Here is a 21,058-nt window from a genome sequence, read left to right as displayed (position 1 = left end):
CGGCTATGAGCGACTTTGTAGAGCAATACGTAAAACTTTTAAAAAAAGAACGAGAGCAAGACCTTCTCCCCTTACTGCAATCATTGACCGACGCTGATAAAAAGAAATTTGTTCCCGAACTTAAGAAGCTCGATGCCGAACATTTTAAATTCGGGCCAATACGAAAAACAATAACCGGCGAAGAGTATGGATATCTTTCTACCGATCTTCAACGCCATATACTGAGCGTTACACATTTTGTAGTTTATAATCGAAAAGATTTTGAGAAGACAAACTCGGGTAGCGTGATCAAAAAGAAGGTACTTGATTCCATATTACCCTGGTACTGCCCCAGCTGGTTCAGCGATTATATCAACCGTTTTGGCGATACGGATTTTATCCCGCATTTTATCGACTATACATGGTATATGGAATTGGTAGATGGTGGATATATTACAGAATCGGCTCAGATGATTGCCCGGCTTTTACCGCGTGCTATTTTTAGTCCTCTTCAAACAGGAAAAAATTACGAACCGCAAGTACTTCTTGAACAGCCAGTCACTTTGCAAAAGCACATCTGGTACCTGTTTGAATATAGTAACGAGATTCATTGGTCTGATGGAAACGAGCAGTTCTGGATAAAAACCATACTTGATTTTATAGGGAAGGGACTTTTACCGCGTAACGAAATATTAAACGCCACTGCCGCTGCCATTAATCGCAACTTTAATCAAAGCCTGTGTGGCTGGTTTGTAGACCTGCTCATTCAACTCGAACCTACAAAGTCGGAGCTAATTGATTTGCAGCTGCATTTGTTAAATACATTTAACTCACCACATTCCAAGCCGATAAATGCAGCATTAAAGTATTTTAAAGATATAGCCGGCGACGACGGATTTGATGAGATCGCATTTTTTGAGCACTGTCCATTGGTGCTCTCTTCCGAATCAAAAACAACGGTAACCAATACCTTGATGATTTTGGAAAAACTGGCCAAAAAACATACGGATAAACGAAACGAAATAAGCATACTGGCAAGCCAGGCACTCCTTCACCAGGATGATAAATTGCAGGTACGTACCGCAAAGCTTATTTCAAAATATGCCGATAGCTCTTCGTTAGAGGTTTGGGAAGCGGTTTCCGCTTATCAGCAAGGCCTGTTGTTTGAGGCTAAAACTATCCTCGAACCTTTTCTGATGCCAGAGGAACCGGCCGATGATGAAGCCGCCAATTTCATTGAAATAACTGAACCTGCATACCGGCAGCCTATAGCCTTCCCGCAAAACTTTGATGAGCTTGTGTACCTGGCCAGCCAGGCGTTTGATCAAAATGAGGCTTATCATTTTGATCTTTTACCTGCGGCGCTTCTTCAATTTCAGGATCAAATGAGCGAAGAGAATATCAGGAAATTGCTGCCGGCCTTTCAACGAGCATTTAAAACCATTACTGATGATTGGGTGAGCACCAGGGGCTACCTGGATAATATGCTTGCCAAATTCCTCACAAGCTATGGTTTACTACTTATTGAATTTCATCCCGCTGCTGCACGCTCAATCAAGGAGCTTCACAACGCGCATCGTGATAAATTAAAAGAAAAGAACCGGGATACAAAGTGGTTTGACAGCGGGATTAAGGCATGGGATGTGTTTACCCATTCAAAGGGCTACAAACCACATAAGTATGTTTTGCTTAATGCTTTATGGATCCTGGAGCATAAAGTTCAAGTTCCCTTGCTCTCAACGCCAACCCATGAGCCTTGTCTTGTTTCAATTGAAGAGTTAATCCGCAGGATCAGCATATATCAAAACCAAAGGACAAGACCGGGGATGATGGATTACCAGGCAGCTGTAATGCGTTGTTTTTTTGATAAACATACTGATGCACTTTCACTTGCAAACGCGCTTTTACAAGGAGAAGCACGTGACCTGATAGGATTTATATTAGGCGAAGAGCATCAGCCCAAACCTACATATCAGCTTAAACCAGTTTGGCTTGCAGCCGCATTAACACACCGACGCGATGATGCACATCAATGGTTACAGTACAGTAAGTGGAATCAGGCATACCTTTTAGCCAACTTTTCGTGGTCATCTTATATCGAGCATTACGAACAAGAACAATATAACTATCAAAAACGAGTGTATGAAAAAGTACCTGCTACCCGGAGCACCGTAACCGTGTCTATTGATAAAACAGGTGTAAGCCCTGCCATTTCTGGCATCAAAAGCTTGTGGGGTAAACTCACCGGCAATAAAACCCCGATTGCGGATGACGAAGGTTATTTTGACTTTCTGGAATTGAAATACAAACACCTCTCTGCCGAACACAATGATATCAAACGATTTATATACCTGAATCCAAACTGGCCCGAGCATTGGCTTGCCTATATTAACAAAGAAGCATTTCGCTATTTTGATTTAGCAGGAGAAAATGAAAAGCGGCTGGTTATCAGCAGCCTCGAAACTTTAATGACCTTAAATTATGTATATGGTTTGATGGGGCATTTGTTTATTGCAACATGTATGCTGCTTAACGATAAAACCGTTCGGTTATATGCAGCCGAATTGTGGATAAAAGGAGTTCGTGAGAAAACCATAGATAGCCAGCAGTTGGGGGAAATAATCGGTAAACACGAACAGAACGGGCTTGCACCACTTAAGCGTTTTACAGACCTTATTCTTTCCGGCATGCTTCATATTTCGTCCGCCCATGACGTTGAGCTGGAAAAATTACTCGCGGCCTGTGTTGGTAACATGGCCGAAAAACCTTTAACCAATTCAAAAAAACTACTCGACATTTATGTAGAAGTATTGGCCGCGAATAAACAATCAGTCAACAATCCGGCGGTATTAAACACTTTAGATATATGGGCACAATCAGCCACCGGTTTAACGTCAGTTGTTGAGCGCCTTAAACAAGGCTTTTCGGGTAACAAAAAGATTATTTAGCAAACCTCCCAACGCATAATACCACACATAGCTATCCAACATCAATTGTAACTTTACCATGGTTAATTTCTTTTAACCATAAGTTTTAAGCATATTTAGGTTTGACATCTATCCTGTATGCGGAAACTTTTACTTTCAACCAGCCTGTTATTGGCTCTTGGCTTTCATGGTTTTGCCCAAAAGACAAGCAAAAAGCCCTTAGACCATAGTGTTTTTGATGGATGGCAAAGTATAGCCGGTCAGCGTATCAGTAATGATGGTAAATGGATAGGCTATGTAATAAAACCACAACAGGGGGATGCCGAGCTTATCATCAAAACAGCTAAAAATACAGGGACACTAACGATACCACGCGCTGACACAGTTAAACTAACCAGCGATTCGAAATTTGCCGTATGCCTGATCCGCCCATTTTACAAGGATACCAGGCAGGCCAAAATCAAGAAAAAAAAGCAGGCCGATTTCCCAAAAGATACCTTAGGCATAGTTGCGTTGGGATCTTCAGCTGTTACTAAAGTGCCGGCTATCCGTTCATTTAAAGTAGCGGAGGATGCACCCGTTATCGCCTATCTGGCAACAGCCGATACACTCAGGAAAGCAGCAACCGGCGATACATCAAAGAAAGCGGTAGCAGCAACCGTAGCCCCACCTACCCATGAAGGTGCAGACCTTACGGTTAGAAAACTAAAAACAGGCACCGAACGCAGCTTTAAATATGTTACCGAATACCAGGTAAGCAAAAACGGCAAATGGATAGCCTTTGCCGTTACAGCAGCAGCCAAACAAAAAGAAATTACATCCGGCCTGTATCTGTTCGACTCAGAAAAAAACACAGTCAAAAGACTGAGTACCGGCCGTGGCAATTACCATAACATCAGCATTGACGATGCCGGCAGGCAAATAGCTTTTACTGCTGAAAAGAACCCGGAAAAGGCCTTAGTGAAACCTTTCAAGCTTTATTATTATAATACAACAAAAGATAGCGCGGATGTTATTGCGGCCGCCGGGTTTGCCGGTATACCCAACAATTGGGCGGTAAGCGGCGATGGTAAGGTAAGTTTCAGTAAAAGTGGCAATAACCTTTTCTTTGGCACCGCCCCTATTCCTAAACCTGCCGATACAACCCTTGTTGATTTTGAAGTGGCCAAACTTGATATCTGGAACTACAAAGACGACTATTTACAGCCCCAGCAGCTTAAAAACCTGCAAACTGAATTAAAACGAAGCTATCTGGCAGTGATTAAACCCGAAGAAACCGGCAGCAAAACTGTTCAGTTAGGCAGCAAGGCCATTCCCGAAATATTAACCGCCGAAAATAAGGATGCCCGTTATGTTTTAGGTGTCACCGATACCGGCGCCCGTGTATCTGCGCAGTGGGAAGGCAGCACCAAACAACAGGCTATTTTAATTGATACCAAAAGTGGTAATCATAGGCTCGTTAATACATCTATGGGCCGTTACTATATCTCTCCTCATGGCAATTATGTGCTTTGGTTTGATGTTAAAGATCAGGCCTGGTATTGCTATACCATTGCGACGGGGCAAAAAATAAACCTGAGCAAAGCGACAGGCACTAAAATGGGCGACGAGCTAAATGACGTACCAGGCTACGCTTCGGCTTATGGATTAGCGGGGTGGCTGGCTGGAGATAAGGCTGTGTTTATTTATGACAGATATGATATCTGGCGCTTTGATCCGGCAACAGGCGACGCGTTTAACTTCACCAAAGGTATCGGTCGCAAAAACAAGTTCATCATCAGGTACGATCAAACCGATCCCGAGCAAAAATTCATCCCGGTAAAAGCACCGATGTGGCTTTTGACACAGAACGAAGAAACCAAGCAGTGGGGGTATTTCTGGAAATACCCGGAGGCTAATAACCAGCCTGAAAAAGCTGGCATGGCCCCGATGAGTTATGATAACCTGTTGAAAGCAAAAAATTCCGAAGTATATATCTATACCAAGGCAAACTATAAGCAGTCGCCGGACCTCTATGTATCATCCGATCTGAAGAGGGAAATCAAACTAAGCAGCATTAACCCGCAACAAAACGAGTACAATTGGGGTACTGCCGAACTTGTTAAATGGACTACACCAAAAGGCTATCAATCAAACGGAATATTATATAAACCTGAAGATTTTGATCCGACTAAAAAGTACCCGATGGTTGTTTATTTTTATGAAAAACTTTCGGACGGGCTTTTCAATTATATAGCTCCGGCCCCTACGCCATCCCGTTTGCCTATTTCCTTCTTTGTGAGCAATGGTTACCTGGTTTTCGCACCTGATATCAGCTATCAAACCGGTCACCCGGGTGCTTCAGCGGTTGATTTTATCAATTCGGGGGTTGAGGCGTTGAAGAAAAATAGTTGGGTTGATGGAGCACATATTGGCATTCAGGGCCAGAGTTGGGGTGGTTACCAGGTAGCCTATCTCATTACGCAAACCAATATGTATGCGGCTGCATGGGCAGGCGCACCGGTAGCCAACATGACTTCGGCCTATGGCGGCATCAGGTGGGAATCGGGACTGAACAGGCAATTCCAATATGAAAAATCGCAAAGTCGCATAGGTGCTACACTTTGGGAAAAGCCGGAGTTATATATCGAAAACTCGCCCCTGTTTCAGTTACCTAAAGTTAAAACGCCGGTAATGATCATGAGTAACGATGCTGATGGAGCCGTGCCCTGGTATCAGGGCATTGAAATGTTTACAGCCCTGCGCCGGTTAGGTAAACCTGTTTGGCTGCTGCAGTATAATGGCGAAGCTCACAACCTTGTTCTGCGCCAAAATAAAAAAGATATCACAATACGTGAGCAGCAATTTTTCGATCACTTTTTAAAAGGTGCGCCGTTACCTGTTTGGATGGACAAAGGTGTTCCAGCAGTGGATAAAGGAAAAGACTGGGGATTGGAGTTGGAAAAATAATTACAACTCTCCTACACGTCATTGCGAGGTACGAAGCAATCGCGAACTATACATGGCGGCCATGCTTATGTGCGATTGCTTCGCACCTCGCAATGACGTATTTTTTACAATTCCGATTAAACGCTTCAATACGGATCAACATCGGGTTGTACAATGCTTCCGGTGCTGAGTTTGGTAGTATAATACTGGGTGATTATATCCCGTAAAACAGATTTCGCTTTTACGATAGAGATACCATCTTTCTCAAACTTAAGCATAATGCTTTTAATGTAGTAATTGCGGATCCTGCTGATAAGTGGTTGCTCCGGCCCTATCACACGTTCGCCAAAGTGTTCACGGAGGCGTGCACCTAAATACTCGGCCTGGTTATAAAGCACATCCGGGTTTTTATGTTTGATATCAAGATTAATGATGCGATAGAACGGCGGATACTTAAAGTTTTTCCGCTCTTCCATTTCCGTAAAATACAGATCGGTATAGTCATTATCAATTACCTGCTTCAACACCCGGTGGTAAATATCATAGGTTTGTACCACTACCTTGCCTTGCTTACCACGCCGGCCTGCTCTGCCACTTACTTGCGCAAGCAACTGGAACCCACGTTCATTAGCCCGATAGTCGGGAAACTTCAACAAACTATCGGCATTGACGATGCCGATGAGTGTTACGTCCGAAAAGTCGAGCCCCTTGGCTACCATTTGCGTACCCACCAATATATCTATCTTTTTTTCTTCCAGATCATTGAGGATGGTTTGCAGGGAGTTTCTTGAGCGGGTAGTGTCCAGATCCATACGGGCAATCCGGGCTTCGGGTAATAAAACGCTAAGCTCATCTTCAATTTTTTCGGTACCGAATCCTTTATACTCCAAATGGGTAGATCCGCAGGCCGGACAAATAGATGGCGTATCTTCCTTATATCCGCAATAATGACAATGCAGCTTGCCACTGCTTTTATGGTAGGTAAGGCTTACATCGCAATTGATACATTTTGGTGTATAGGCACAAACTTTACACATCAGGATGGGTGCATACCCGCGCCGATTTTGGAACAGAATTACCTGCTCCTTATTTTCAAGCGCCTGTTTTATACCCTCCATCAATACACTGGTAAAGTGCGATTGGATGGTTTTTTGCTTGGTTTCCTGCGCAATGCTTACCACCTGAACATCAGGAAGTTCAACACCGCCAAAACGCTCTGTTAGTTCGGCAAAACCATATTTATGTGTACGCGCATTGTAATAGCTTTCAAACGATGGTGTTGCCGACCCCAAAAGCACTTTACCCTGGTGCATATTAGCTAAAAAGATAGCCGCATCACGTGCGTTGTATCGTGGTGCAGGATCAAATTGTTTGTAAGAGGTTTCGTGTTCCTCATCAACAATGATCAAACCCAGATCTGCAAAAGGCAAAAATACCGATGAACGTGCGCCAAGTACAATTTTATATTCGCCGCTTAATACTTTCTGCCAAACCTCTACCCGCTCATTATCATTAAAGCGCGAATGATACACACCTATATCGACACCAAAATACATCCGTAATCGCTCAATAATATGGGTTGTGAGTGCTATTTCCGGTAACAGGTAAAGCACCTGCTTACCATTATGGATCATCTCCTCTATCAGCCTTACATATAATTGTGTTTTGCCGGATGACGTTACACCATGCAATAGCGTAACATCTTTTTCTTCGAACTGCTCACGGATACTTTGCAGCACAGCGGTTTGTTGCTCGCTTAATTCAAAGCTGTCACCTGCTTCGTCCTCTTCTTCAAAATGCAGACGACTGACACTTCTATCTTCCGATAAAAATATTTCCTTTTCTATAAGCGATTTAATGCTCGATTCCCCTGCCCCGCTTTCTTCAATGAGTTCGCTTTTGGTTACGTTTTTCTGATGACGGGATAGCTTGATATAAGCCAGTAAAGCATCGGCCTGTTTAGGCGCACGTTTTTCCAGTATCGGGAACAACTCACGTAAATTGTCCTGGTTACTATAAACAGGGTTAAGCGTAATGAAAGTACGCCTGCGGGGTTTGTAACGCTCACTTACTTCTTCTGATATATTGATGATGTTTTTCTCAAACATCAGCTTCAATATCGGCATTACAGTTTTTTGTCCCAACAGTTTAGTGATATCACTAATGGTAAGCTCGGGCTGAATTTCAAGCGCCTCAACAATCAAAAACTCTTTATCGTGAAGTGTGGCCTTATCTATCTCATACTCGCGGTTGAGTACTATACGGGTTTCGCTGGCCAATTTCAAAGCAGCCGGCAATGCCGCGTTCATAACCTCCCCTATATTACACATGTAATAATCTGCCAGCCATTGCCAAAACTCAAGCTGTTTAGGGGTTACAACCGGGCGATCGTCCAGTATTTCGATGATATACTTGGCCTCATACTTTTCCGGGGCGAGTTTGCCTATTTCCTTAACAATAGCTGTATAAAGCTTGCTTTTACCAAACTGTACCACCACCCTTTTGCCTATGGCAATAGCATTGTTTTGATCGTACGGAACCCGGTAAGTGTAGTTTTTTAAAATAGCCAGGGGCAAAATCACTTCAGCAAAAAGTGTTTCACGATCGGTATGTTCAATTTCGGCAAGCTCTAACATGTTTATTATTTGTTGCGGATAGCAGCCAGCGCCAACATAAGCCAGCCTAAAATGAACAATAAACCGCCAATAGGTGTAATTGGCCCCATGTATACCAGCCAGTTCCAGCCTAACAAATCACGGCAGGAAAGCAGGTATAATGAGCCCGAAAACAGAATGATACCAAAAGTAAAAAGGTAATGCGCTGCAGATATTAAACCGCCATCCCTTTTACCTGCAAACGCAGCCAGAAACAGCAATGCAAATACATGGTAAAAATTGTATTGAACCGCAGTATGCCAAACCTCAAGTTGTGACGGTGTTAAAACAGCTTTTAATCCGTGTGCACCAAAAGCGCCGGTTATAACGGCCAGCATACCCAAAAACGAAGCAGTAATAATTATTTGTTTGTTCATGCAGATATAAAAAGCTAAGTTAACCAATTGAAAGTATTACTTTAACGCCGTGGGGTAAAATTCTATATTTGCTGCACACCCCTGCTATGAAACGACTGATAGTAACCACTATATTTTTAATTATAGCTACCGTGCTTGTAACGGTATTATATTTTAAAAATTTGAGTCCGCCGGGAGTGCGTACCGGGCAGGTTATGCACGCTATACCTGATAATGCAGTAGCCATATTTGAGTTTAACAATGAAAAAGGCTTCTATGAAATTTTCGCCGGCAACCAACTTCTAAATGCTTTTGTAGGCCACGAAAAACTGCAGGAACTTGATACCTTGCGCAAAATATTAGTTGCTGCTCCCCCGTTGAACCAGTTTTTTAACGGCCAAAACATGTTCATTTCGCTACACCCAGCTAATAATGATGATGTTAACTTATTAGTGACCATATCAGCTTCAAAAAACTTTTCGCCTGCGTTATTTAATAACTTAAACAGCTCCACAAAAAATGCGCTGCAGGTATCCCCAATGCAGATAGCAGGCAGCCAGGGTTTTAATATTTTCCTGAAAACAATCGATAAACATTTTTATATCATCCAGAGGGGAGATAATATTTTTTCGGGAAGCTTTTCAAAAGACCTTATCGATCATAGCGCCATTTATCAACAGGATAAAGGTCACAACAACTTTGTACCACTCCCCGAGCAGCAAAACACAAACTCGCTTGCTAACCTTTATATTAATTACAATCAGCTTAACCCGCTTTTTGATCAGCTGTTCGCGAATAAAACCACAGACATTTTCAAGAGCTTCAGATTGCTGCCCGCCTATGCCGCGTTAAACTTAAATTATAAAAGTGATGCGTTGATGTTCAACGGGTTTACTACAAAGCAAAATAATGCTACCAGTTATTTGAACATCTTTTCGGCACAGCAACCGGTAGAAAACCATTTGAAAGATATATTCCCGGCAACAACAGCTTACAGCACAAGCTTCGCTGTTTCGGATTCCAAAAAATTTGAGGCCGATCTTTCAGAATGGCATGAGAAGGCTGGAGTAAGCAAAGAAAAAAACGAACTGCTGAATAAAGTAAAATCAGAAGCGGGTTTATTTATAAAACCAGAGTTTGAAAAATTGCTCGGCAATGAATTCGCGATAGTGACTACACGCTATTTCGAAAAGTTTGCTATTATTTCGGTTAAAGATGGTTCAAAGCTTTTTCCGTTGATGATGAATATCAGCAATATGGTTACCGATAAAGTTGGCCAGTTTAATTATGACAAGCTACCGTTCTTTTTATTGGGCGACGCGTTCAGCGTGTTCAGGAAACCTTACTTCATGATTATTGATAACTACCTTATACTTTCCACATCAGTATCGGAGCTGGAGAGTTACAGCGACACCTATTTCAACCGCAAGTTCATCGGCAAAACGGATCAGTATACACAATTTGATAATCTACTGGCCGAAAGAAGCAATGTAGCGTTCTTTGTCAACTTTAAAAATATGCAACCGGTATTAAAACGCGACCTAAAAAAGCCGTTTTATGATGCCTTTGAAAACAACAATCCTGGTTGGAAAAACTACTATGGAGCAGCTTTTCAGCTCACCGCATCGGATAAAAATTTTTATACTAATTTCTGCATGCGTTTAAATGCACCGGATACAAGTGCAGTAAAAAATTAAATTTATGTTGTGTTTACACAACAATACCCGGTCATTTTCGTAAAAGAAATTCAAATTGAAACTTGTAATAAATTTTACCGGCAATCAACTTTGAACTATCTTTAAGAAAATTCAAAGTAAAGGTATGAGCTATAATATGAATAAGATCTTTACTATTCTTTTTTTAACACTTTGTTCTTTATCCGTATCGGCTCAACAGTTTTCGCAATATAATACGGGCACGCTATACGATTCTTTTGAAAATCCGTCGCAAAGGTCTTTTATTCCAGATTCGAGCAGAGCGGTTGCTTTCAATTTTTTCGTTCCCAATTTCGACGCTAACCTCTTTTTAACCGGCAACATACAACGGCCACTTAAGAGCCGCGCATTTGGAGATCCTCCATACTATAATACCTCGTCATTAAAAATTGGCAGGAATGCATTAAACCATTTTAATGCTAACGGCAACGCTTACTTAATAATGCTTAAGCTTTTTACCAGCCTGAACGGTAACGTGGAAATGGGTTTTTCGTTCCAATCAAGGCTGGAAAGCAAGGGATTGGCAACAGACGAATCAGTTGCATTTCTTGACGGGCCATCAAATTTTGCGTACAATAGTTACGACAATATATTTAACAATCATTACAAGATACAAATGTATGATCAGTTAAGCTATACTTATCGCGAACAGGTTACTAAACAATTGTCATTAGGCTTTAAATTAAGCTACCTTTCAGGTGTTCAGTATGATAAAATTGATGTTAATGAATCCAGCCTGCAAATTAACCGGGACCCGGTAGATCCCAGCAATGACAACGCGGATGTTTACATGCAGGGGCGGTTCTACAGAAGTTACGTACCCGGCCGCTTAGATAGTCGTGATTTTTTACCTACATTTCGTAATCCGGGAGCTTCGATATCAATGGGTGCTACTTACCGTACAGAAGATGGAGTGCTGATACAAGGTAATATCAAAGACCTTGGCTTTATTCACTGGAATAAACGCTCAACCATTACTGATTTTAACAATACTACTAATATTGCCGACATCACATCAACGCACCGCGAAGAAAATATTTACAATGCGGTTTATGACCTGGTAAACGGCAACGGTGCTGTTACATCCTTTAACACAAAAACCAACGCCAAAGCTGAATTAAGCGTATCTAAAAGCTATTGGCTTGATGACGAAAAAACTTTCAGGTACTTCCCAACTTTGATAGCCCAAAAAGAAGTTTTTGATACCGGTTTTACCGGCGCTCTGGTTAACTCTGTGCAAAAAAACAACCTGATAGCTACCTTGTCGGCCACTTATGATGATTATAAATTCTTTAATCTTGGGGCACAGATCATGGTAAAATCAGCTAATGCCGAATTCTTCGTAGGTTCCGAACGTTTGTTGAACACAGGTAGGTTCGCATTCGCGGCTTTAGGTAATAATCAACAGATAAATCACATCGGCAACTATACCGGCGCAGATGTTTTCCTGGGTTTTTCACTTAAAATTGGCCGCGTAATTGAGCATCCAATGAACTCAAGCTATATCCCGATGGGTGAAAAAGGTTTCTTCGGGCGTTTATTTGGCCGAATCTTCAAAACCAATAATTAAAGGGCTTTTTTCCCGGCTATAAAATCTTTGAGGTAGTATGGCTCATAATAAGCCACATCTTCAAAAGCGCCGTCTGCAAACTTTTGAGCAGCTTTTTGAGTAAGATAGGTTGCAGAGTTTACAAAATCATCCAAAAATCTTGCATTAGGATTATGGCTTAAAACGCTCTTGCATTTTTCGGCGCCATCGCCAAAAAAGATGATCTTTTTATCTTTTAAATAATCGGCAAAGCTGTTCTCATCAATAATATCAGCGGCGGTTTCACGTACCCTGATACCCTCGCTATCAAACAGGGCGGTGTAAACTTCCATTCGTCGCGCATCAATCATTGGGCACAACAGCGTGTTGCTGTCTTCAAAAAATCCGGGATTATTAATAACGCCAAACGCCATCGCTTCAAGCGTTTCAATGGCGATCAATGGCTTGTCAAGTGCAAAACATAGTCCTTTGGCGGTTGATACACCTATCCGCAAGCCTGTATACGAGCCGGGGCCACTGCTTACTGCAATGGCATCAATATCACTGTACTGTATCCCCGAGTTATTCAGCAGCTCATCAATATATAAAGTAATAACCTCCGCGTGGATATTGCGCGCGTTTATTTCTTTAAAATCCAAAACCTCGCCATAACGGGCAAGGGCTACCGAACAAGATGTTGTTGCTGTTTCTATTTGAAGTATCAGGCTCATATTACAAATTTAAGGTACAGGATCATGCCCATGACCGCCCCATGGGTTACAACTGGCTATACGTTTAATAGTTAACCAGCCGCCTTTAAAAGCACCATGCTTTTTGATAGCCTCTACGCCATATTGTGAACATGTGGGCGTATAACGGCATGACGCGGCTGAAAGCGGCGATATGAAATATTGGTAAAATTTAATCAGGATAATGAAGAGCCCCCCGACTATTGCTTTTAAAAACCTGACAATTGCTTCCATATGCTTTTCATATTAATTGGCCGCGACCGGTACAGCAGCAGCTAATTCATTACTAAGTTGAGCAAGCAACTTCAGCATTTTTTTTTCGATGAAAAGGAATGGTTCAATTTCTTTACCCACATATCCAACCGAAACAATTATTCTTTTATCCGTTTGTTGCAGAATATCATAAAGATGCTGTTGTTTATGCAACCTGTAGGCCTCCCGCATTAGTCTTTTCACTAAGTTACGGTCAACAGCGTGCTTGTAACGCTTTTTGGGTACAGAAAAAAGAATTTGTGCAGGATGAAGCTGAGGCTCAGGATTAACAAGCCAGGAAACACGGAAGGGATAACATAAAAAAGAAGAACCACTATGAAAAAGCTTATCAATAAGCCTCTTGTTACATAACCGTTCTTCTTTTTTAAAAGTATACATAGTTGCCATTTTTGAACCGAAGGATAAAGCAGATAAGCGGTTCCAAACCCTTATAAATAAGGGCAGGGCAACCTCAATTATGCTTTGTGCCTGCCTTCGTCAGAAACAGTTAATCTTTTTCTGCCTTTAGCTCTTCTGGCTGCTAATACTCTCCTACCGTTAGCAGTTGACATGCGTTCACGGAAACCGTGTTTATTTCTTCTTTTTCTTTGAGAAGGCTGAAACGTTCTTTTCATGGCTATATTTTATTCTATTCGTCTTTTTTAAACAAGAGCGCAAATGTAGTTATTTTATTCAATAGTTCAAATACTATTTTTCTTATTTATAATAAAATACATACAACTGCTCAATAGCAGCAAATTAGGTGTTTTTTATTGAGAATAACTAATTGATCTGCTATGTTTTTGATTGCTTACAATCATAAGGGTAAATAAAAATCCCGGAACGGGCATCCAATGACTTTCCTTCCGGGATTTTTGTTTTTACAGATCGCGCCGCATTAACAAATGCTTCTGTTTGTATTATTGAAAAGGGATGGCGTATGATCCTGTATTTTTAAGGCTGGCAGTAACCGGGGTAGTGTTGTTCAGCAATGATACCATCTCAGCTTTGCCGGCATCCTTAGCATAGTCAGCCGCGGTTTTATTTTGTTTATCCTTGATTTTAGCATTTGCACCATGTTCAAGCAAGCTTTTTACTATACCGGCATTTCCTTCATTAACTGCTAACATTAAAGCAGTGGCGCCATTGCTGTTACGGGTATTAATATTAGGATAGTAATGCAACAGCTGATCAATAATTTCGGTGTTGCCGTTTTTACCAGCAAGCATTAAAGCGGTGTTACCCTCTTTGTCTTTATAATCTACTTTAACATCGGCCTGCAGTATCAGGTTAACTATTCTGCTTTGGTTATTTTTAACTGCAACGATCAACGGGCTATCGCCATTTTCGTCTTTCACATTTACATTAGCACTCTTGTTCAGCAAAAATTTAACCCCGGGGATATCATTGGTCTGGATAGCTGTAAAAATGTTTTGAGCGAAGATTGGCAACGAACACACGAGCATCAGGCACAACAGGGTAAGTTTCTTTTTCATTAATAATCAATCGTTTAGTGGCCGAAGCCGGTTAATAAATTATCGCAATTAACGAAAAAAACATTACCATGATTTTAACCGAGACGGCCCAATTGGGACGAAGACACAATTAAGAAAAACAGAGATTTTCTTAGCATTTAAATTTATAATATCATAATTTTCAGAAAAAATGAACAGAATGAACTAAAACAAACAACGGATAATTACCATGGATAAACAACCAGTTAAAGCACGTGTTAATTATTAGTTTATAGCCGCAAATCTTTAAAGAATATTAGCTGACATTCCCGTGACATTTTCCATTAAAAAACCTTAAACAAAACAGCTCTAAAGCATTAACAAAGTGTAAATTCAGCGCTTTATCTTAACAAATGAAATTCATCATATCTATACTATTAGCATTCTTATCGACAGTGGCCTTAGCACAGGAGTTGCCTGCAAGCCATTATAAAATATATAGTGTATCTGCTCAGAAACTTATCACACCTGATGATATTATTAACGACATGACCAATGCCGATGTCATTTTCTTTGGAGAAGAGCACAACGACTCAACAGCCCATTATCTTGAATTTAGTTTGTTTAAAAAACTCGCTGAGAAATATCAGCAGAAAACGGCACTATCCATGGAGATGTTTCAAACAGATTGCCAGCTGGTATTAAACGAATATCTTGCAGGGTTCATCCGCGAAAAAAACCTCATCACCGATGCGCGTACCTGGCCAAACTATAAGGATTACAAACCACTGATTGAACTGGCGAAAACCAATCACCTGCCTGTAATAGCAGCTAACGCCCCTACCCGCTATACCAATATGGTTACACGGGGCGGACTTGATATTTTAAAACAACTCGATACACAAGCAAAAAGCTACCTCGCTCCCTTACCTATTGATACCGCTACAGGGGCCTACTATGATAAATTTGCGAAAATTATGGGAGGTCACGCGTCGATGCCGGGTATGCAGATCTATCAATCGCAAAATTTATGGGATGCCACGATGGGCTGGTCGATAGCGAAATTTTTAAAAAGTCATCCGGGTTTTAAAATACTACAACTGAACGGAGGCTTTCATAGCGAAGAGAAATTGGGCGCGGTAGCCCAATTAAAAAGATATGCGCCAAAGGTACGCATACTAAACATAGCCACCTATGCCGATGACAATTTCGACACCCCCGACTGGAGTAAATTTGCAGGCATGGCCGATTATATTATCCTAACCGATCCGAAACTACCGAAAACTTTCTGATAGTTCATAGTTGATAGTTCATGGATCATAGCCATTAACAAATGGTTGATAGTTCGTAGGTTATAGCCATATAAGGCAAAAAACTATGATCCATGAACTAAATCGCTTTAAGCTTTTTTAGCCAGCAAATCGCGGATCTCGGTAAGTAAAACTTCCTCCTTAGTTGGTTCGGGAGGTGCCGCAGGAGCTTCTTCCTCTTTTTTCTTCAGCGAATTGATACCTTTTACAATTAAAAAGATACAGAATGCCACAATGATAAAATCAATTATGTTATTGATAAATAAACCATAATTGATAGCCGTTTCCGGAGTTTTATCAACCGCGGGCTTAAGCACATACTTAAGGTCTTTAAAATCGATACCACCGGTTAACATCCCTATTGGTGGCATAATGATATCATTCACTAACGATGTAACAATTTTGCCAAAGGCAGCGCCAATGATAACACCCACTGCGAGATCAACCACGTTGCCCCGCATTGCAAATTCTTTAAACTCTTTTACAATTGCCATAAATTAAAGTTTGGTTACTTAAAGTTAATAATATTACACAAACAATCTATTTATAGTGTTTTTTTGTTGATGACAAAACAATTGGTGTATTTAAAACATTTAACAACTTTACGGCAGATACACCAAGTAATTTTTAGTTAATATTAATTTGATGTATTTTTGGCTACATCTTAAATATGCTTAAACAGAACCTTCAACAAAAACTTTTACAAAAACTTTCACCGCAGCAAATACAATTTATAAAATTGCTGCAGGTGCCTACCGTTTCGCTTGATACCCGGATAAAAGAAGAGCTTGAGGAAAATCCGGCGCTTGAAGATCTGAGCCTTACCAACCTAAACGAACCCGAAGAACAATATCCTGACCGCGATCCCGACGATGATAATTTCAACAGCGACGAGGAAAAAGGCGAGATGGATGAATTTAATATTGACGACTACCTGCAGGAAGATAACTTAAACGATTATGGCTCACGCTATGATCAAAATGGCGATGATGAGGACGAACGAAAAGAAATTCCTATTGCTGTACAAAGTTCATTTTTTGAAAGCCTGCAAGCCCAGTTAGATTTGCTGCCTTTAAGTGATAAAGATTTCATGATTGGCAAGCAGATCATAGGTAGCCTGGATGACGATGGCTACTTACGCCGCCCTATCATGTCGCTTACCGATGATCTTGCATTTTCACAAAACGTACTGGCCGAAGACGAGGAAGTTGAGGACATGCTAAAGGTGATACAGGGTTTTGACCCTGCCGGTGTAGGCGCCCGCAGTTTGCAGGAATGCCTGCTGATCCAGCTTCGTAAAAAGGACGTTAACGATCCTATCATCAAAAAAGCGATACAGGTTGTTGAGCACTACCTGGATGAGTTTACCCGTAAACATTACGATAAGCTTGAAAAATCGCTGAACATGAACTCGATTGAGTTACGCGGTGTTGTGAATGAAATTTTAAAACTTAACCCCAAACCCGGCGACTCGAACGAGATCAATACCAAGCAGATGCAGGTGATCCCTGATTTTCATATCACTAACAATGATGGTACACTCATACTTACACTTAACTCCAAAAACGCACCCGAGCTTAGGGTAAGCCGCTCATACCAGGAAATGTTCCAGCACTATGACAAGGCTTCGCAAAAAGATAAAAAACTGAAAGAGGCCGTTCAGTTTGTAAAGCAAAAACTTGATTCGGCAAAATGGTTTATTGATGCTATTAAACAGCGCCAGCAAACGCTGCTTAAAACTATGAATGCCATAATGCAGTATCAATACGAGTTTTTCCTGACCGGCGATGACAAAAACCTGAAGCCAATGATCCTGAAAGATATCGCCGACCGTATCGGTATGGATATCTCAACAGTATCGCGCGTGGCCAACTCCAAATATGTACAAACAGAGTTCGGCACCTTCTTGCTAAAATCATTCTTCTCCGAGGCTATCCAAACCGAAAGTGGCGAAGAAGTATCTAACAAAGAGGTTAAAAAAATACTGGAAGAGCACATTGGCAAAGAAGATAAACGTCATCCGCTGGCTGATGAAAAACTGACCGAAATTCTTAAAGATGCCGGCTATAATATAGCCCGCCGCACCGTAGCTAAATACCGTGAGCAAATGAATATCCCGGTAGCAAGGTTGAGAAAGGAATTGTAGCTTTTTTAAAGACATCTATAAAACGTCATTGCGAGGTACGAAGCAATCCCCAATAAGCAGGTCTACCTTGTATAGTTCGCGATTGCTTCGTACCTCGCAATGACGAGTTTTAACACCAAAGAAAAAGCCTTAAGAAATCAATTCTTAAGGCTTTTTTATAAATTACTTTTAAGCTTACACATTCACAGCACAAAGTTCACGAACTTTGGCTACTACAAAATCAACCTCTTCTTTAGTGTTATATTTTGAAAATGAGAAACGTACCGATGGCCTTGATGAGCTGGCACCGATAGCTGTTAACACATGCGAACCGATATCGCTACCTGAACTGCATGCACTTCCGCCCGAAGCAGAAATACCGGCGATATCAAGGTTAAATAACAACATATCGCTCATTTCCATTTCGGGGAATGAAACGTTCAATACTGTATATAAACTTTTTTCAGCATCAGTTTCCCCATTAAAGCTTACACCCGGAACATGGGCAATCAATTGTTCCATCATATACGATTTTAAACCCTGGATATGATTTTGGTGCTGCTCCATTTCGCTGTAAGCCAATTCAAGCGATTTAGCTAAACCAACTATGCCGTAAATATTTTCGGTACCGCCGCGCATGTTGCGTTCCTGCGCTCCGCCATAAATAAATGGTTTTATCTTTATTTTATGGTTGATGTGCAGAAAACCCACACCTTTAGGACCATGTAACTTGTGAGCTGCGCACACCAGGAAATGAGCTTTAAGCTTGCTCAGGTCATGCTGATAATGTCCCATGGTTTGCACAGTATCGCAATGGTAAATGGCGTTATAAGTTTCGCACAGATCACCAATGCGTTCCATATCCGATAATGTACCTATTTCATTGTTGGCATGCATTAATGAAACAAAACTGCGTTCATTTTCTTTCAATAATGTTTCCAGGTGATCATAATCAATAACACCCTTGCTGTCGATGTTTACCAGGCTCAATTTAATAACACCCGACTTTTCCATGGCTTCCAGCGTATGGAGCACTGCGTGATGCTCGGTTGGGCTGGTGATGGCGTGGGTAATTTTGTGATCAATGATACCGCACCTGATGGCTGTATTATCAGCCTCGGTACCGCTTGATGTAAAAAAGATTTCGGCTGGCGAAGTATGCAGTAAACCGGCAATCGTTTTACGCGAACGCTCAATCAAAGTACGGGCTTCCCTGCCGTGGGCATGTATTGATGAGGGATTACCAAATTGGCTCTCCATCACCTTGTACATCTCCTTCATCACGTCAGGGTCAAGCGGTGTAGTGGCGGCATTATCAAAATAAACGCGCATTCTTTTAAAATTTATAAATTAATGGATCAGTAACTTTAAAACACATGCCCGATATTATTATATAGGCAAGCAACCAACGGAAAATACCGCCGGTTGCCTGTTATTTTTTAATACCAGTAAAAATTAACCTTTCAGTTGTAAGATCTCCTTAATATCAGCGATGATCTTATTGGCCAAACCGTTCGCCACGGTTTCAGAATTGCCTTCGGAGTATATCCTGATAATGGGCTCGGTGTTTGACCTCCGCAAATGTACCCATTCTTTATCAAATTCTATTTTCAAGCCGTCTATTGTTGAATGAGGCTGCTTGATATATTTTTCTTCCACCCTGCTCAAAAGGGCATCTATGTCCATTTCGGGCGTTAAAGTGATCTTATTTTTTGAAATAAAATAACCCGGGTATGACGCACGCAGGCTTGAAACCGACTTGCCATACTTAGCCAGGTGGGTTAAAAACAAGGCTATGCCAACTAAAGCGTCACGACCGTAATGCGATTCGGGATAAATAACCCCGCCGTTACCCTCGCCACCAATAACCGCGTTAACCGCCTTCATCTGGTTCACCACATTTACCTCTCCTACTGCCGCGGCATGGTATTCGCCACCTGCTTTTTCAGTAACATCGCGCAAGGCACGGGTTGATGAAAGATTGGAAACGGTGTTACCAACATTGTTTTTCAAAACATAGTCAGCCACGGCAACCAGTGTATATTCTTCGCCAAACATATTACCATCTTCGCAAACGAAGCAAAGGCGGTCAACATCCGGGTCAACTGCTATACCTAAATCTGCCCTTTTGCTTACAACTTCTTTTGATAGCGCTATCAGGTTTTCGGGAAGCGGCTCTGGGTTGTGCGGGAAATTGCCATCAGGCTCACAGTATAATTCGTGAACAGTTTCAACGCCTAAAGCTTTCAGCAAGGCAGGCACAAAGATGCCACCCGTAGAGTTCACGCAATCTATTACTACTTTAAAGTCGGCTTTTTTGATAGCCTCAACATCAACCAATGGCAAAGCCAATACCTGGTCAACGTGTTTTTGCAGCCAGGTATCATCATGGGTAACTTTACCCAGATCATTTACATCGGCATATATAAAATCGCTATACTCTGCAATGGTCAATACTTCTTTACCATCGGCATCACTAATGAACTCGCCATCGGCATTAAGCAGCTTAAGCGCGTTCCATTGTTTAGGATTATGGCTTGCAGTAAGAATGATACCACCGGCTGCCTTTTCGCCGGTAACGGCAACCTCAACAGTAGGCGTAGTTGATAAACCAAGATCAATAACGTCAATGCCTAAGCCTTGTAGCGTACCAATAACCAGGTTATTCACCATTTCACCCGATAAACGGGCGTCACGGCCTACTACAATCTTTTTAATTCCTGATTTTTTCACAGCCCATGAACCATAGGCCGAAGTAAATTTTACAATATCAAGCGGTGTTAAACCGTCGCCAACAGCGCCACCTATAGTGCCGCGTATACCTGAAATAGATTTAATTAAAGTCAAAATGCGATGTTTTTGGTGTGGTAAAAGTAAAAAATATAAGATACAAATGATATTGTTTTAAGTAATTGCGCAAACGCTTGCACACTAATTTACTGTTTATTAATACGGCATAGCGTTAGTTCAATTGTCATTCCTGCGCATTATTTTATGCTTAACGGGATAATACGCGACCTAAGTATTAAAAGTCTGAAGGTTTTTTTAACTGATTTGATAACTTTGAAAATTAAGCAAACA

16 protein-coding genes are annotated in these 21,058 nt (G+C 41.4%); 6 read left to right on the top strand and 10 right to left on the bottom strand.

Features of this window, described 5'->3' with window-relative positions; translation table 11 throughout:
- Positions 1 to 5 precede the first annotated feature (5 nt).
- Together DEO27_RS07490 and DEO27_RS07485 are read left to right on the top strand one after the other, a co-directional pair.
- Positions 6 to 2,927, top strand: a complete 2,922-nt coding sequence (locus DEO27_RS07490) for a DUF6493 family protein (RefSeq protein WP_112571601.1) — start codon at positions 6 to 8, stop codon at positions 2,925 to 2,927.
- A gap of 117 nt (positions 2,928 to 3,044) precedes the next feature.
- Positions 3,045 to 5,855 (top strand): prolyl oligopeptidase family serine peptidase, encoded by a 2,811-nt coding sequence (locus tag DEO27_RS07485; RefSeq protein ID WP_112571603.1) that lies wholly within the window; start codon positions 3,045 to 3,047, stop codon positions 5,853 to 5,855.
- Positions 5,856 to 5,980: 125 nt separating this feature from the next.
- Here DEO27_RS07485 and priA read toward each other — a convergent pair whose 3' ends face one another.
- Positions 5,981 to 8,470: a primosomal protein N' gene (gene priA, locus DEO27_RS07480; protein WP_112571605.1), complete on the bottom strand. Its 2,490-nt coding sequence runs from the start codon at positions 8,468 to 8,470 to the stop codon at positions 5,981 to 5,983.
- A 5-nt stretch (positions 8,471 to 8,475) separates the two neighbouring features.
- A complete protein-coding gene (locus tag DEO27_RS07475; protein ID WP_112571607.1) occupies positions 8,476 to 8,865 on the bottom strand; it encodes a DUF423 domain-containing protein in 390 nt (129 codons plus the stop codon).
- 86 nt (positions 8,866 to 8,951) lie between these two features.
- Between DEO27_RS07475 and DEO27_RS07470 the strand changes: the two genes are divergently transcribed.
- Positions 8,952 to 10,541 carry a hypothetical protein gene (locus DEO27_RS07470; RefSeq protein ID WP_112571609.1) on the top strand — a complete coding sequence of 530 codons (1,590 nt, stop codon included), beginning with the start codon at positions 8,952 to 8,954 and terminating at the stop codon, positions 10,539 to 10,541.
- 136 nt (positions 10,542 to 10,677) lie between these two features.
- Positions 10,678 to 12,129, top strand: coding sequence for a DUF5723 family protein (locus DEO27_RS07465; RefSeq protein WP_146750038.1), 1,452 nt, complete (start codon positions 10,678 to 10,680; stop codon positions 12,127 to 12,129).
- Here DEO27_RS07465 and tsaB read toward each other — a convergent pair.
- From tsaB to DEO27_RS07440, 5 genes are all read right to left on the bottom strand, one after another.
- Positions 12,126 to 12,818 carry a tRNA (adenosine(37)-N6)-threonylcarbamoyltransferase complex dimerization subunit type 1 TsaB gene (gene tsaB, locus DEO27_RS07460; RefSeq protein ID WP_112571613.1) on the bottom strand — a complete coding sequence of 231 codons (693 nt, stop codon included), beginning with the start codon at positions 12,816 to 12,818 and terminating at the stop codon, positions 12,126 to 12,128. The genes DEO27_RS07465 and tsaB overlap by 4 nt on opposite strands.
- 9 nt (positions 12,819 to 12,827) lie before the next feature.
- Entirely contained in the window at positions 12,828 to 13,070 is a 243-nt protein-coding gene (yidD, locus tag DEO27_RS07455) for a membrane protein insertion efficiency factor YidD (RefSeq protein WP_112571615.1), read from the bottom strand.
- 12 nt (positions 13,071 to 13,082) lie between these two features.
- Entirely contained in the window at positions 13,083 to 13,496 is a 414-nt protein-coding gene (gene rnpA / locus DEO27_RS07450; RefSeq protein WP_317132979.1) for a ribonuclease P protein component, read from the bottom strand.
- A gap of 68 nt (positions 13,497 to 13,564) precedes the next feature.
- Positions 13,565 to 13,723 carry a 50S ribosomal protein L34 gene (rpmH, locus tag DEO27_RS07445; RefSeq protein WP_083878950.1) on the bottom strand — a complete coding sequence of 53 codons (159 nt, stop codon included), beginning with the start codon at positions 13,721 to 13,723 and terminating at the stop codon, positions 13,565 to 13,567.
- Between the two features lie 285 nt (positions 13,724 to 14,008).
- A complete protein-coding gene (locus DEO27_RS07440; RefSeq protein ID WP_112571617.1) occupies positions 14,009 to 14,584 on the bottom strand; it encodes an ankyrin repeat domain-containing protein in 576 nt (191 codons plus the stop codon).
- Between the two features lie 371 nt (positions 14,585 to 14,955).
- On the opposite strand from DEO27_RS07440, the gene DEO27_RS07435 reads away from it, so the two are divergent.
- Positions 14,956 to 15,834, top strand: a complete 879-nt coding sequence (locus DEO27_RS07435; RefSeq protein WP_112571619.1) for a ChaN family lipoprotein — start codon at positions 14,956 to 14,958, stop codon at positions 15,832 to 15,834.
- A 107-nt stretch (positions 15,835 to 15,941) separates the two neighbouring features.
- Here the strand turns inward: DEO27_RS07435 and mscL are convergent, their stop codons facing one another.
- Complete coding sequence (gene mscL, locus DEO27_RS07430) at positions 15,942 to 16,346, bottom strand: large-conductance mechanosensitive channel protein MscL (RefSeq protein ID WP_112571621.1); 405 nt, start codon at positions 16,344 to 16,346, stop codon at positions 15,942 to 15,944.
- A gap of 176 nt (positions 16,347 to 16,522) precedes the next feature.
- On the opposite strand from mscL, the gene rpoN reads away from it, so the two are divergent.
- Entirely contained in the window at positions 16,523 to 17,998 is a 1,476-nt protein-coding gene (gene rpoN / locus DEO27_RS07425; protein WP_112571623.1) for an RNA polymerase factor sigma-54, read from the top strand.
- Positions 17,999 to 18,172: 174 nt separating this feature from the next.
- Here rpoN and DEO27_RS07420 read toward each other — a convergent pair whose 3' ends face one another.
- Positions 18,173 to 19,309 carry a cysteine desulfurase family protein gene (locus DEO27_RS07420; protein ID WP_112571625.1) on the bottom strand — a complete coding sequence of 379 codons (1,137 nt, stop codon included), beginning with the start codon at positions 19,307 to 19,309 and terminating at the stop codon, positions 18,173 to 18,175.
- A 123-nt stretch (positions 19,310 to 19,432) separates the two neighbouring features.
- Positions 19,433 to 20,824 (bottom strand): phosphoglucosamine mutase, encoded by a 1,392-nt coding sequence (glmM, locus tag DEO27_RS07415; protein ID WP_112571627.1) that lies wholly within the window; start codon positions 20,822 to 20,824, stop codon positions 19,433 to 19,435.
- Positions 20,825 to 21,058 lie beyond the last annotated feature (234 nt).

This window comes from Mucilaginibacter rubeus (assembly GCF_003286415.2).
In the GTDB taxonomy this organism is placed as follows: Bacteria; Bacteroidota; Bacteroidia; order Sphingobacteriales; family Sphingobacteriaceae; genus Mucilaginibacter; species Mucilaginibacter rubeus_A.
Note: the sequence above shows the minus strand (reverse complement) of the source record. Positions and strands in the feature narration are given on the sequence as shown.